The sequence below is a fragment of the Flavobacterium frigidum genome, from assembly GCF_048286735.1.
Taxonomy (GTDB): domain Bacteria; phylum Bacteroidota; class Bacteroidia; order Flavobacteriales; family Flavobacteriaceae; genus Flavobacterium.
In genome coordinates this window covers 14,478-27,299 of record NZ_JBLVPU010000004.1, presented here as the reverse complement: position 1 = coordinate 27,299, position 12,822 = coordinate 14,478, and the positions used below count along the sequence as shown (strand labels likewise).

General features: G+C 35.6%; 14 protein-coding genes. 6 read left to right on the top strand and 8 right to left on the bottom strand.

The genetic code is table 11. From position 1 onward, the window contains the following. Nucleotides 1–99 precede the first annotated feature (99 nt). Nucleotides 100–459, bottom strand: a complete 360-nt coding sequence (locus tag ACNQGO_RS03570; RefSeq protein ID WP_417947633.1) for a YraN family protein — start codon at nt 457–459, stop codon at nt 100–102. Nucleotides 460–535: 76 nt separating this feature from the next. Further along, on the bottom strand, nt 536–1,432 hold the full coding sequence (locus tag ACNQGO_RS03565; protein WP_417947634.1) for a S66 peptidase family protein: 897 nt from the start codon (nt 1,430–1,432) through the stop codon (nt 536–538). A gap of 258 nt (nt 1,433–1,690) precedes the next feature. Here ACNQGO_RS03565 and ACNQGO_RS03560 point away from each other — a divergent pair, with 258 nt between their 5' ends. The 3 genes from ACNQGO_RS03560 to amaB all read left to right on the top strand — a co-directional run bounded on the left by ACNQGO_RS03560 (nt 1,691) and on the right by amaB (nt 5,222). Continuing rightward, entirely contained in the window at nt 1,691–2,791 is a 1,101-nt protein-coding gene (locus tag ACNQGO_RS03560) for an endonuclease/exonuclease/phosphatase family protein (RefSeq protein ID WP_417984219.1), read from the top strand. A 43-nt stretch (nt 2,792–2,834) separates the two neighbouring features. Beyond that, the gene (locus ACNQGO_RS03555; protein WP_417984217.1) at nt 2,835–3,374 is read left to right on the top strand and encodes a 3-hydroxyanthranilate 3,4-dioxygenase; all 540 of its coding nucleotides are present in this window, start codon (nt 2,835–2,837) and stop codon (nt 3,372–3,374) included. Between the two features lie 294 nt (nt 3,375–3,668). Further along, nucleotides 3,669–5,222, top strand: a complete 1,554-nt coding sequence (gene amaB, locus ACNQGO_RS03550; RefSeq protein ID WP_417984215.1) for an L-piperidine-6-carboxylate dehydrogenase — start codon at nt 3,669–3,671, stop codon at nt 5,220–5,222. Nucleotides 5,223–5,296: 74 nt separating this feature from the next. On the opposite strand, the gene ACNQGO_RS03545 is transcribed toward amaB, so the two are convergent. The 6 genes from ACNQGO_RS03545 to ACNQGO_RS03520 form a co-directional block, all read right to left on the bottom strand. Further along, nucleotides 5,297–5,794 carry a DUF6646 family protein gene (locus ACNQGO_RS03545; protein ID WP_417984213.1) on the bottom strand — a complete coding sequence of 166 codons (498 nt, stop codon included), beginning with the start codon at nt 5,792–5,794 and terminating at the stop codon, nt 5,297–5,299. Between the two features lie 41 nt (nt 5,795–5,835). Further along, complete coding sequence (locus ACNQGO_RS03540) at nt 5,836–6,561, bottom strand: metallophosphoesterase family protein (protein ID WP_417975896.1); 726 nt, start codon at nt 6,559–6,561, stop codon at nt 5,836–5,838. A gap of 320 nt (nt 6,562–6,881) precedes the next feature. After that, entirely contained in the window at nt 6,882–8,021 is a 1,140-nt protein-coding gene (locus tag ACNQGO_RS03535) for an ATP-binding protein (protein ID WP_417984210.1), read from the bottom strand. A 52-nt stretch (nt 8,022–8,073) separates the two neighbouring features. Continuing rightward, nucleotides 8,074–8,463 carry a four helix bundle protein gene (locus ACNQGO_RS03530; RefSeq protein WP_417947879.1) on the bottom strand — a complete coding sequence of 130 codons (390 nt, stop codon included), beginning with the start codon at nt 8,461–8,463 and terminating at the stop codon, nt 8,074–8,076. Between the two features lie 43 nt (nt 8,464–8,506). Beyond that, entirely contained in the window at nt 8,507–9,259 is a 753-nt protein-coding gene (locus tag ACNQGO_RS03525) for an SDR family NAD(P)-dependent oxidoreductase (protein WP_417947878.1), read from the bottom strand. A 41-nt stretch (nt 9,260–9,300) separates the two neighbouring features. After that, a complete protein-coding gene (locus ACNQGO_RS03520; RefSeq protein ID WP_417984208.1) occupies nt 9,301–10,173 on the bottom strand; it encodes an aldo/keto reductase in 873 nt (290 codons plus the stop codon). Between the two features lie 212 nt (nt 10,174–10,385). Between ACNQGO_RS03520 and ACNQGO_RS03515 the strand changes: the two genes are divergently transcribed. From ACNQGO_RS03515 to ACNQGO_RS03505, 3 genes are all read left to right on the top strand, one after another. Further along, on the top strand, nt 10,386–11,390 hold the full coding sequence (locus tag ACNQGO_RS03515; protein ID WP_417945744.1) for an AAA family ATPase: 1,005 nt from the start codon (nt 10,386–10,388) through the stop codon (nt 11,388–11,390). Nucleotides 11,391–11,470: 80 nt separating this feature from the next. Then, nucleotides 11,471–12,334 (top strand): DUF58 domain-containing protein, encoded by an 864-nt coding sequence (locus ACNQGO_RS03510; RefSeq protein ID WP_417945746.1) that lies wholly within the window; start codon nt 11,471–11,473, stop codon nt 12,332–12,334. A gap of 82 nt (nt 12,335–12,416) precedes the next feature. Continuing rightward, complete coding sequence (locus ACNQGO_RS03505) at nt 12,417–12,776, top strand: four helix bundle protein (RefSeq protein ID WP_417984206.1); 360 nt, start codon at nt 12,417–12,419, stop codon at nt 12,774–12,776. Nucleotides 12,777–12,822 lie beyond the last annotated feature (46 nt).

Here is a 12,822-nt window from a genome sequence, read left to right as displayed (position 1 = left end):
TTTTTAGTTGTTTGTTAGTGTTGACGTTATTAGTGCCTAAATAAAAACAAAGATAAATAAAAAACAATTTGTTACAAATATAACAACAACAAAATCATACTAAAAATGATAAAACGCGTCAATAAGATGTTCAATTACAAAAGATTTGCCTTCTTTGTGGATGGCAATAATGTCAAAACGCACTTCCATATCAAGATCTCTTTCGTTTACAAAAGCATCAACAGCTTTAACAAGATGCTGGATTTTTTTTGGTTTTACAAAATCCTGAGGCAAACCAAAATCCAATGAAGAACGAGTTTTTACTTCAACAACTGCAAGCGTATTCTCTTTTTGGGCAAGAATATCAATTTCTGCTTTCTGAAAAGTGTAGTTGGTTTGTAAAATAGTATAGCCGTCTTTTCGTAGATATTCGACAGCCATTTCTTCTCCTAATTTGCCAAGTTCGTTGTGTTCTGCCATATAAAGTAATCAGTTTTCAATTGAAGTATTTAGTATGCAAATAGGTGTAGTGAAAAATTATTAATCAACAATCTAATTATTCAAAGGTAAGAGTCCCACCTTTTTCCAGTACATCTAGCGTTACTTTACGGCCCAAAATCAAGGCTCTATTGTCTTGAATGTGACCTGCCGGAAAATTGTATAAAATTGGAATATGGTATTTTTTAGTTACATCTTCAATGATTTCAATGGCATTTTTACCCCAAGGAATGTCGTTATCTTTCATTTTGGTCATCGAACCTACCACAATTCCTTTAATGCTTTCTAAACAACCATTGCGTTTTAAGTTCATCATCATACGATCAATATGGTACAAATATTCGTCTAGATCTTCTATAAATAATATTTTATCAGAACAGTCAATTGCGGATGGCGAACCAAATAAACTATATAATATTGATAAATTCCCGCCTACTAATTCCCCCGAAGCTTTTCCTATTTTATTTTTCCCAAAAGGAGCAACAGTATAGGATAGTTTTTCTCCAAACAACGCCTTTCGTAATGTTTCCTTAGCTTGATCAGTAGCGCGCGGAACTGTTATTGGCATGATTCCATGAACGGATTTATAACCCAAAGTATTTAAATGATTGTGTAAAACGGTTACATCGCTAAAACCAACAATCCATTTAGGCTGTTTTTTAAAGGCAGTAAAATCTAACAAATCTATCATTCGAACGGTTCCATAACCGCCTTTTACACACCAAATCGCTTTGATATTAGGATTGTCTAATTGCTGCTGAAAATCGGCTGCACGTTGTTCATCAGTCCCGGCGAGCTGGTTGTTATCGAGTCCAATCGTGCTTCCTATTACTACTTCAAGTCCCCAGCTGTGCAACAAATCAATGGCAGGTTTCAAATTATCTTCTACATTTTTTCGGGCTGTAGCTAATATCGCAATGGTATCTCCTTTTTGTAAATTAGGTGGTGTAATCATGTGTTTTTGGGCTTGACTGTTTAACGATTGAAAAATAAAAATGAGCAATAGCAAGCGATAAAAAATAAGATTTTGGTTGGTAGAAGGAAATCGATTTTGATTCATGCTGTATTGCTGTTCAGAAATATTGTTTACTTTGGTGTATTGTTTTGATAAAATCAAAGATAGACAATTAGAAAATAACTTGAAGTTCATTGCAAATGACTATTTTTATAGGCAACAGTTGGTAAGGTAAAATTTTCGTTAAAAGTTATGTTTATGAGAAAAATAGTTTGGGTTCTTTTTTACCTTTTTACAATCACCCAGGCAATTGCACAATCAAAGAAATATACCATTCATACGGTTGCGTTTTATAATTTTGAAAATCTTTTTGACACCATAAACGACCCGGATACTTTTGATGAAGAATGGACTCCCAATGGATTGCAGCGTTGGACATTTGATAAATACCGAAAAAAACTTGCTAACCTTGCTCGTGTCTTAGCTGAAATTGGTTCTGCTGAAAACCCCGATGCACCTACTTTTATTGGCGGTTGCGAAATAGAGAATAGAGGCGTACTAGAAGATTTAGTCAAGCAACCTAAACTTATTGAGAAAGAATACGGAATCATTCATTTTGATTCGCCTGACAAAAGAGGAATTGACGTGGCGCTTTTGTATCAAAAAAAGAAATTCCAACCCACTAGTTACAGCAATATTCCTTTGTATATCTTCAAAAAAGCAAGTGCCACAAATGAAATTGAAAAGACTAATACCGAAGAAAAAACAGATGATGAATTGCAAGTAAGCGCAAAAAATTACAGAGTTTACACGCGAGATCAATTGCTTGTAACTGGATTCCTGGAGGGCGAGGAAATTAATATTATCGTTAATCACTGGCCATCCCGTTCTGGCGGGGAGAAAAAATCAAGCCCGTTTCGCGAAGCTGCGGGAGCTTTAAACCGAAAAATAATCGATTCTCTGCAACGCATTAATCCACAGGCAAAAATTATATTATTAGGCGATTTAAACGATGGCGCATACAATAAAAGTGTCAAAGTTGCTCTTGGCGCTAAAGCTAAAAAAGCTGAAGTGAAGCCTTTTGGGATCTACAATCCCTTCGAGGATATGGCCAAAAAAGGTTTTGGAACCATTGCCTTTCGTGATGCTTGGGATATTTTTGACCAGATCATGGTTTCTGAAACCTTGATACAACCTGATTATTCCAGTTATCGGTTCTGGAAAGCCGGAATTTATAATAAGTCTTTTTTGATACAAATAAGCGGACAATATAAAGGCTATCCGTTGCGACATTCCAATACCGAAATCGGATTCAGCGATCATTTTCCAGTCTATATTTATTTAATCAAAGAAAAATAATAGTGCTTTTTTATTTCATAACTTTACATCTAAATTAGCAAACATGGCAATAGCACAACCGTTTAACCTCAATAAATGGATAGACGAAAACCGTCATTTACTCCAACCACCTGTTGGGAACAAAAATTTATACCTAGAATCTGGAGACTATATTGTGATGCTTGTTGCAGGGCCCAATGCCCGTAAAGATTATCATTACAACGAAACAGAAGAATTGTTTTACCAGTTAGAAGGCTCCATAAAAGTTGTTATTCAAGAAGATGGTGTCCGCAAGGAAATGGAACTCCACGCGGGCGACATGTATTTGCATCCTGCTAATGTTCCGCACTCTCCAGTACGTTCAGAGGGTTCAATAGGTTTGGTAATCGAACGCAAACGAGCGGGGAAAGGATTTACGGACGGACTTTTATGGCACTGCGACAACTGCAACCACAAACTGTACGAAGTAAAATTTGAGCTAAAAGATATCGAAAAAGATTTCTTGCCGCATTTTAAACATTTCTATAACTCAATTGCCTTGAGAACTTGTGATTCTTGTGGCACAATCATGGAGGCCGACCCAAAATTTGTATCCAAAGACTAATTTTCATTGGGAGCTATTCCCGTCATTCGCTGTATCTTTTATTCCTGCAAAAACAGTCATAAAAGGATGCCGCTACTACCGGGGCTAAAAATTAAAATTCGTAAACTAGTTTATTTTGTTTTCAGTTTAGATCGCCAATGTAATTTTTCTAGACAAACGAAAGAGGAATACAAGTAAATTTTAAATAAATTTTAGGGACATAAATACGCAAATTTGAAGCGACACTAGGTTGTATTTCAAGTCAAATCAATATATTTGTGAAAAAATATAACAATTTTTAATAGAAAAGTTACAATGATAACAATAGCAGATCAATTCGGAATGAAAGAAGCATTGGCGCAGTTAGGCGTTCAATCCATAAACGAGGGAACATCAACAGGGATAAATAATTTTTCTAACGGAGCAATTTTAGAAAGTTATTCGCCAGTTGATGGTCAACGTATTGCTTCAGTAAAAACAACTACTGCAACAGATTACGAGAAAGTAATGCAAACAGCAAGCGGAGCTTTTAAAACATTCAAGACAATGCCAGCGCCACAACGTGGGGAAATTGTGCGTCAGTTTGGAGAAAAATTGCGTAAAAATAAAGAAGCACTCGGTAAATTAGTTTCCTATGAAATGGGAAAATCATTGCAAGAAGGCTATGGTGAAGTACAAGAAATGATCGATATCTGTGATTTTGCAGTAGGTCTTTCTCGTCAATTACATGGATTGACTATGCACTCTGAGCGTCCAGGTCACCGTATGTATGAGCAATACCACCCAATGGGGGTTGTTGGAATCATCTCAGCGTTTAATTTTCCAGTAGCCGTTTGGGCTTGGAACACGGCTTTAGCATGGATTTGTGGTGATGTTTGTGTTTGGAAACCATCTGAAAAAACACCGCTTTGTGGTATCGCTTGTCAAAATATTATTGCCGAAGTAATCAAAGAAAATAACTTGCCAGAAGGAATTTCATGTTTAATAAACGGAGATTATAAAGTAGGGGAAATGATGACTAATGATAGACGTGTACCGTTAATCTCGGCTACTGGTTCTACTCGAATGGGGAAAATCGTAGCGCAAGCTGTTGCGGGTCGCCTTGGAAAATCATTACTAGAATTGGGTGGGAATAATGCCATTATTGTAACACCAGATGCTGATATCAAAATGACAGTTATAGGTGCTGTTTTTGGAGCAGTAGGAACAGCTGGACAACGTTGTACTTCGACACGTCGATTAATTATTCATGAAAGTATTTACGATACAGTGAAAGATGCTGTGGTTTCAGCCTATGGTCAGCTGCGTATCGGAAATCCTTTAGATGAAAACAACCATGTGGGGCCACTTATTGATACTCATGCGGTAGAAATGTACAACAATGCCTTAACAAAAGTTGTTGCCGAAGGCGGAAAAATATTAGTAGCAGGAGGCGTGCTTTCTGGCGAAGGTTACGAAAGTGGTTGTTACGTAAAACCAGCAATTGCCGAAGCCGAGAATACTTTTGAAATTGTACAACACGAAACATTTGCACCCGTTTTATATTTATTGAAATACTCAGGAACTGTAGAGAATGCTATTGCTATTCAAAACGGAGTAGCTCAAGGTTTATCATCTGCAATCATGACCAATAATTTACGTGAAGCGGAATTATTCTTGTCGGTTGTAGGGTCTGATTGTGGAATCGCAAACGTAAATATTGGAACTTCAGGTGCAGAAATTGGAGGTGCTTTTGGAGGAGAAAAAGAAACAGGTGGCGGACGTGAGTCGGGATCTGATGCTTGGAAAGTGTATATGAGAAGACAAACCAATACCATCAATTACACCACAAGTTTGCCCTTAGCACAAGGAATCAAATTTGATTTGTAGATTAAATGGAACAAATTAAAAAAGGCAATTTGAATATTTCAAATTGCCTTTTTTGATTTATATAGATGATTTACCTACAGGTTGAAAGAAGCACCAATATTAAATGTAAATTGGTTGTTCAGTTTGTCAAAACCTATGGCATCTGTTTTATAACTAGCGATAGGAATACCAGCTTCAGTAAAAATACCAAAACCTTCGGTAAAGAAATAGCGCAATCCTAAGTGTGCACCAAAATTTCTGAGACCCAAATTCAATCCAGGATAAAGATCCATTTTTTCGTCGAGTTGAAATACATTTCCTAAGTTCGCATTGAATCTAACCTTCGCGTCAATACGATCATCAAATTCTGGTTTATTTCCTAAATCATCATTAGAAACCGATAACAAATAAGAAGTAGCAAACCCATATGACATGTTTTCTCCAAGTCCAAAATCAGCAGAAACCCGAATTCCAGATCCTCCTTCTTGAAAGTTAGCGCCTACATCAAATTTAACATCTCCTTTTCCTTTAAAGGCTTGTGCATGCATCAAACCAACGGTCAATAATACTAGTACTGTAATACTCTTTTTCATATTTAAGTCTTTAAATGGTTGCAAAAATAGTTCAATAAAAACTAATTTCTTCCTTTTTCATCAAAATACAACTGAGTCAACGGTTCGCTTTGCCAGAATTCCTTAGTGTCAACATCCATAATGGTTAGTGGCCCTTTGAATGCGGCACCAGTATCTACATTCCAAACATTCGCTTTTTGAACGGGCGTATTCTCTCCTATTCGGGTAACAGGTGTATGACCTATGTAAATTTCTTTATATAAAGTAAAACGTTTGGGGTAAAAAATATTATCTGTTGCCATGGTTTTGTCTAATGCCAATGCCGTTTCCCACAAGGTTCTGTCCCAATAAAATAGTCCAGGGAAATATTCGTAAACAACACCATTCACATTGGTAAAACCAGCATGAACATACAAACGACGTTGCTCGTCCAGATGATAATTTTCTAAGGATTTCAAAAATTCAATATGTTTTTGTTTCGTTTCTACACTAACGGATTCGTAGGCCAAAACCGTCGCTTCGCCGCCGTGTTTGTACCACAAAAGATTGTCTTTACTTTCATCAAGCCATTCCAATAATAGATCGTCGTGATTGCCACGAATGCAAATGCAGTTTTGTTTGGTTTTTAAATCAATTATAAAATCGAGTACTTGAGGCGATTGACTCCAGCCATCAACGTAATCTCCCAGAAAAATAAGCGTATCTTTAGTAGTAACTTTAGCTCTTTCTAATATTTGGTGCAAGGCTCTTAAACCGCCGTGTATGTCGCCTATGACGAGTGTTCTCATTTATGATTTTTATTTTATCAGTTTAAAACAACCCAATAAAAGAGGTTGTTTTTATATGCTAAAAATAAGTAAAAGAGTGGGACGTACAATTTTTTAGGTTATTTTTTTTAGATTAGAATTTATGGAGCATATTTTTTTAGTGACAAAGTGAAATATCACTGTTTTTAGTGATGGATTTATCGTTTTTTAAGATTAGCTTTACAGAAAATTAAAAACCTCTAAAATGCGAACACTTCTAGCGTTATCGATTCTTTTAGTTCAATTGATTTGTCAGTTTTTACAAGAATTAATTGCAATGATTTAGTATCATAATAAATTCTTCACTGCACATCATACTTCATTTTTCTCAATATTCGTAAAGCTTCTTTAAAAGATAAGTATACTGGTATGAAAGGTTTTAAAAGCACTTTGGAATCAATCAACTTTTGTTTGGCCTCTTCAAAACCGTTGAGGTAACATATCATAAAAGTGGAAGGTAAATTCTCTAAATCCTTGTGCTCCCGCTCGGACAATGAAATTCCTTTTTGCAGTTTGTTCAGCAAAGCAATATTGGAATTATAAATGTGAAAAAGCATTTTTTTGTTGAATTCCGGCGGTTTAAACAATATTTCACGTTCAATTTTATAATACCCATTATCGTGAAAGTGGATGGTTTGTTTTTCTAACGGATAATAGCTTGTTTTATCATTTAAACCTAATGGAACGTATTCAATAATGGTAAAAGTATCCTCATCGAAAATTATTTCAACTACATCCTGAGCGGAGTAAAAAAGCTTAATTTGTTCGTTTATTAGTTCAATATCTACTCGGGATAAATAGGTTTTGTCACGCGACTTTTTGGCAATTCCTGCCCAGCAAATCACAAATAATTCTTTGAAAACTTTGTATTTTGGCCCCATATCTTTGTGGCGGAAATTCATGAAATCAATCACGCCATCGAGGGTATATTCAATGCTATTTCGCGAGTTATTTTCAATGCCAATTACGGTTTCTGTGTTTTGGTGATTTTTATCTATTTCACCTTCCAGTGGCATCGTGTTGCTGCCTCGTCTTGTAAAAATACTGTTAGCAGGAATAGTGTGAATTCCTTTTTTAAAATAGGACGTATTGCTCTTTGGCTTGATGGTAACCAGCCCTACAACTTTATCTTTGGATAAATTTGGGAAAGGGACATTTTCATACTGAATTTCGGGAGGATTTTCTAGATAAGCATTCACTAAATTCTGAATTCTACTATCATCAAAAAAATCATCGCCTACGATAGTATTGTCTTGATCTTCAACACCCACCACGATGTAAGAATTGTTAGTAGGATTGGAATTAGAAAGTGCGCAAATGTGTTTTAAAAACTTAGCTTTTCCCTCACGAGAGTGCAAGTTCAACTGTCGCTTTTTATCATAAAAACTACTTTCATCATTATGAGCGAGCAGGTTTTTAATAAGAAGACGTTTGTTGATCATTGTTATTGTTTATTATTTATTTCTATTTTTTATTGTTGTTGAGTTATATTTATTAATCATATTTTGACCCTTTTCTATCAGAACTTTTTAAAAAATTCATGAATTTTGAAATTTGGTCAATTAGTATTTGAGATTTTATAGTTAACTCCAAATGCTTTTCTTCGTTGATATGTTTTCTGTCGAAGGTTCTTTGTAATTGAGCTTTTGTTTCACAACAGGAACCTCTTGAATAACTCAGGAAAGTTATAAATTCTTTGTTTCCTCCCCTGCCAAAACCCTCAGCAATATTATCCATAATTGACCCAGAAGAACCATTGATTTGATCCCCTAATTTATAATCTTGACCAAGAGTTGTATTTTGAATTAAATGCCAAATATGATTGCTTTGTTCTCTAGCTAATTGATAAATTCCCATTTCCTCAAAAGAATTGTAATTCGCCATTTTTTGAAGGTTTTATAAATAATTAATAGAAATAAATAATAATTTAATCTCTTTTCAAAATCGTTGCAGCCGCTTGTGCAGTTGGTAATACTAATAAATCAGCAATATTTACGTGATACGGTCTAGAAATTACAAAATGAATTATATCAGCGATATCTTCAGCGTGTAAAGGCTCAAACCCTTTGTAAACGTTAGCTGCTCTTTCGGTATCGCCCTTAAAACGCACCTCGCTAAATTCAGTTTCTACAGCTCCAGGATGTACGGCTCCAACGCGAATCCCATACGGATTCAAGTCCATTCGCATCGCCTGATTCAGGGCGTCAACAGCATGTTTTGAGGCGCAATAAACGTTTCCATTGGGATATACTTCTTTACCTGCGATAGAGCCAATGTTAATGATATGACCTGATTTCCGTTCAATCATTTGCGGAATTATAGCTTTAGAAACATACAAAAGTCCTTTGACATTGATGTCAATCATGGCATCCCAATCGTCTAAATCACCATTTTGAATCGGGTCTAAACCGTGTGCATTTCCCGCATTATTGATCAAAACATCAATCGTAGAAAAGGCTTGTGGTAACGAATTAATACTTTCGAAAACCGCTTTTTTGTCTCGAACATCAAAGGTTAACGTATGAACTTCTGTGAAAGCCGAAAGTTCTTTTTTGACCTCTTCCAAGCGGTCTTCACGGCGTCCGCAAAGAATAATTTTGTAGTTGTTTTGAGCTAATATTTGAGCTGTTGCTTTACCAATTCCGCTGGTAGCTCCAGTTACTAAGGCTGTTTTAATCATGTTTTTTTGTTTTAGATTCTAAAGGTAATCTGAACGCTTTGTTAGGCTACGTCATTGCCAATACTTTCGGTCCAAATAGCAAACCAATCTTCTTGGTCTAATTCTAATTCGACCGCTTTCATCAAGGATTGAATACGCGCTACATTTACCGTTCCTGCAATAGGAATCACCTGTGCAGGATGTTTTAAAATCCATGAAAGTAAAATAGAATCAGATCCTAGGTGGTATTTTGATACTAAAGTTGCAAGTAATTTTTTCATACGTCGGGTTTGTGAATTGTCTTCTCTAAAAACGGAACCTAGCGGATTCCAGGACATCGGACGAATGCCATTGGTTTGCATATAATCAAAACTTCCATCAACCATCGGTTCAAAATGAGTGGCAGAAAATTGCACTTGATTGAATAATACGGTTGTTGTTTGACGAATTAATTCAGTTTGTGAGGTAGTAAAATTAGACAGCCCAAAATCACTAATTTTCCCGTCTGATTGCAGTTTTAAAACCGCTTCTGCAATTTCATCTGCACGCATTAATGGACTAGGTCTGTGGAGTAAAAAAACGTCTAAATAATCTGTTTGTAAATTTTTTAAGGAATTCTCAACAGACCAAATGATGTACTCTTTAGAATACTCGTAATGTTTAATACTGTTTTTACGGTTCTCGGTAACCATTTGGATACCACATTTGGATATGAATTGTAATTTTTCTCTAGCGATTTTGCTGGAAGAAAATGCTTTTCCAAAGTCAGCTTCTGTCGTGTAATCTCCGTAAATATCGGCATGATCAAAGGTGGTAATTTTATTCTCTAGACACACATTAATCATGTTTTCCATTTCTTTGGTATTGAGATTTTTATCCCAAACTCCCCAATTCATGACACCCGCTACAATGGGAGATAAATTTGTTTTGCTCATGGTTTTTATTTGTTATTCAAATTCGTATTTATGTTGTTTCAGTGTATATTATTCAAAGTTCTTAAAAATATAAAAATTGTATCACAATTAGTCCTTAAAATTACCTATTTTATTGAAGTTTTAACCATTTTTTAACATCTTACTTCTAAAAAAAAATTCAATTTGCACCATCAAAAAGTATGCATTCAATACAAGGTTTTAAAAACGACACAATGGAAGAAAATACAACGACTTTAGACATTAGAGCAATCAACGAAAAAATTGAAAGAGAGAGTGCATTTATAGATCTTCTCACCATGGAAATGAACAAAGTTATTGTGGGTCAAAAGCACATGGTAGAGCGTTTATTAATTGGACTTTTAGGTCAAGGACACATTTTGCTTGAGGGAGTTCCTGGATTAGCAAAAACCTTAGCCATTAATACGCTGTCGCAAGCCGTTCATGGATCGTTCAGTAGAATACAATTTACTCCGGATTTATTGCCTGCTGATGTCGTAGGGACAATGATTTATAACATCAAGTCTAATGAATTTTCGATTAAAAAAGGTCCTATTTTTGCTAATTTCGTCCTTGCGGATGAGATCAACCGTGCGCCTGCTAAGGTGCAATCAGCCTTACTGGAGGCCATGCAGGAAAAGCAAGTTACCATTGGCGACACTACTTTTAAATTAGACCGACCATTTTTAGTTTTAGCTACGCAAAACCCAATAGAACAAGAAGGAACCTACCAATTACCAGAAGCGCAAGTCGATCGTTTCATGTTGAAAACTGTCATTGATTACCCCAAAATGGAAGACGAACGTATGGTTATTCGTCAAAATTTAAAAGGAAGCTATGAAAAAGTAAATCCAGTCGTTTCGGTTGAACAAATTTTACGCGCTCAAGAAGCAGTTCGTGAGGTGTATATGGATGAAAAAATAGAGAAATACATACTGGATATTATTTTTGCGACGCGTTATCCAGAGAAATATAAATTAGCTGATTTGAAACCGTTAATCAGTTTTGGTGCCTCACCACGTGGAAGTATTAATTTGGCTAATGCTGCAAAATGCTACGCTTTTATCAAACGACGTGGGTATGTAATTCCAGAAGATGTTCGTGCTGTGGTTCATGATGTCTTGCGCCATAGAATTGGAGTTACCTACGAAGCCGAAGCCGAAAATATTACTTCTGTAGATATCATCAACAAAATCGTAAACGAAGTAGAAGTACCCTAAAAGTGAATAGTAATAAGTGAATAGTAATTAGCCTTGGTTGGTTACTATTCACTTTTCACTAATTACTAATTACTAAAGAAATGGATACAAAAGAACTCTTAAAAAAAGTACGAAAAATAGAAATTAAAACCCGAAGATTGAGCGATCACATCTTTTCGGGAGAGTATCATACGTCTTTCAAAGGGCGTGGAATGACGTTCAGCGAAGTGCGTCAATACCAGTACGGAGATGATATTCGTGCGATTGATTGGAATGTAACTGCACGTTATAACGAAGCGCACGTAAAGGTTTTTGAGGAAGAACGCGAATTGACCATGATGCTTATGGTTGATATCTCAGGTTCAGAAAGTTTTGGTTCAAAAAATCAGTTCAAGAAGGATATTGTTACGGAAATTGCTGCTACGATGGCTTTTTCGGCAACTCAAAACAATGATAAAATAGGCTTGATTTTGTTTTCGGATGAAATCGAATTGTATATTCCGCCAAAAAAAGGAAGGTCTCATGTATTGCGCATCATTCGGGAGTTGATTGAATTTCAACCTAAAAGCCGTAAAACTGATATTGCGCAAGCCTTGAAATTTTTATCGGGAACACAAAAAAAGAAAGCAATTGTATTTGTGATTTCTGATTTCATGTCTGAAGATTACGAGCAAACGTTGAAAATTGCATCAAAAAAACACGACATCACCGGCATACGCGTCTACGATATTCGCGAAGAAAAAATGCCAGATTTAGGTATGGTTTCTATGCTTGATGCCGAAACGGGAGCTGTCGAATTGATCAATACCAGTGCGAAAGCAGTGCGAATGAATTATGAAAAACAGTACCACGATAAAGTAAATTATTTTAAAGAGACATTCAGCAAGTCAGGTTCAGGTGTTGTAAACACTAGAGTCGATGAAAGTTATGTGACGAAATTGCTGAGTTACTTTAAATCGAGATGATGATTTCAGATTTTTGATTTCAGATTTTGTAGAAGTGGAAAATAGATTTTAGATTGGGAAAATAAAAATATAATCATAATAAGTGAATAAGCAAGAATTAGAAAATAGATTGATAGAATTTGCAGCGACAATAATAATCGTTGCTAGCAAATTTGAAAAAAACTATGCTGGGAATCATCTTGCTGGGCAAATAATTAGATCTGGAACTTCTTCTGCTTTAAATTATGGAGAGGCGCAAAGTGCAGAAAGCAGTAAAGATTTTATTCATAAAATGGGCATTTGTTTAAAAGAATTAAGAGAAAGCTTTGTTTGTTTAAAAATTATTGAAAAATCAAACCTAACGTCCGATTTAACAAGTCTAACGACTGCGAAAAGTGAGGCTAACGAGCTAATTTCTATTTTCGTGTCAAGTATTAAAACAGCTAAAACAAATTTGAAATAAATTTAGATTTTTGATGAAAAACGAATCTAAGTTTCGGGGTCAAATC

Bases quoted from the DNA above. Each gene is read 5' to 3' on its own strand.
- ACNQGO_RS03570 (WP_417947633.1), bottom strand. From the start codon at position 459: ATGGCAGAACACAACGAACTTGGCAAATTAGGAGAAGAAATGGCTGTC.
- ACNQGO_RS03565 (WP_417947634.1), bottom strand. From the start codon at position 1,432: ATGATTACACCACCTAATTTACAAAAAGGAGATACCATTGCGATATTA.
- ACNQGO_RS03560 (WP_417984219.1), top strand. From the start codon at position 1,691: ATGAGAAAAATAGTTTGGGTTCTTTTTTACCTTTTTACAATCACCCAG.
- ACNQGO_RS03555 (WP_417984217.1), top strand. From the start codon at position 2,835: ATGGCAATAGCACAACCGTTTAACCTCAATAAATGGATAGACGAAAAC.
- amaB (WP_417984215.1), top strand. From the start codon at position 3,669: ATGATAACAATAGCAGATCAATTCGGAATGAAAGAAGCATTGGCGCAG.
- ACNQGO_RS03545 (WP_417984213.1), bottom strand. From the start codon at position 5,794: ATGAAAAAGAGTATTACAGTACTAGTATTATTGACCGTTGGTTTGATG.
- ACNQGO_RS03540 (WP_417975896.1), bottom strand. From the start codon at position 6,561: ATGAGAACACTCGTCATAGGCGACATACACGGCGGTTTAAGAGCCTTG.
- ACNQGO_RS03535 (WP_417984210.1), bottom strand. From the start codon at position 8,021: ATGATCAACAAACGTCTTCTTATTAAAAACCTGCTCGCTCATAATGAT.
- ACNQGO_RS03530 (WP_417947879.1), bottom strand. From the start codon at position 8,463: ATGGCGAATTACAATTCTTTTGAGGAAATGGGAATTTATCAATTAGCT.
- ACNQGO_RS03525 (WP_417947878.1), bottom strand. From the start codon at position 9,259: ATGATTAAAACAGCCTTAGTAACTGGAGCTACCAGCGGAATTGGTAAA.
- ACNQGO_RS03520 (WP_417984208.1), bottom strand. From the start codon at position 10,173: ATGAGCAAAACAAATTTATCTCCCATTGTAGCGGGTGTCATGAATTGG.
- ACNQGO_RS03515 (WP_417945744.1), top strand. From the start codon at position 10,386: ATGGAAGAAAATACAACGACTTTAGACATTAGAGCAATCAACGAAAAA.
- ACNQGO_RS03510 (WP_417945746.1), top strand. From the start codon at position 11,471: ATGGATACAAAAGAACTCTTAAAAAAAGTACGAAAAATAGAAATTAAA.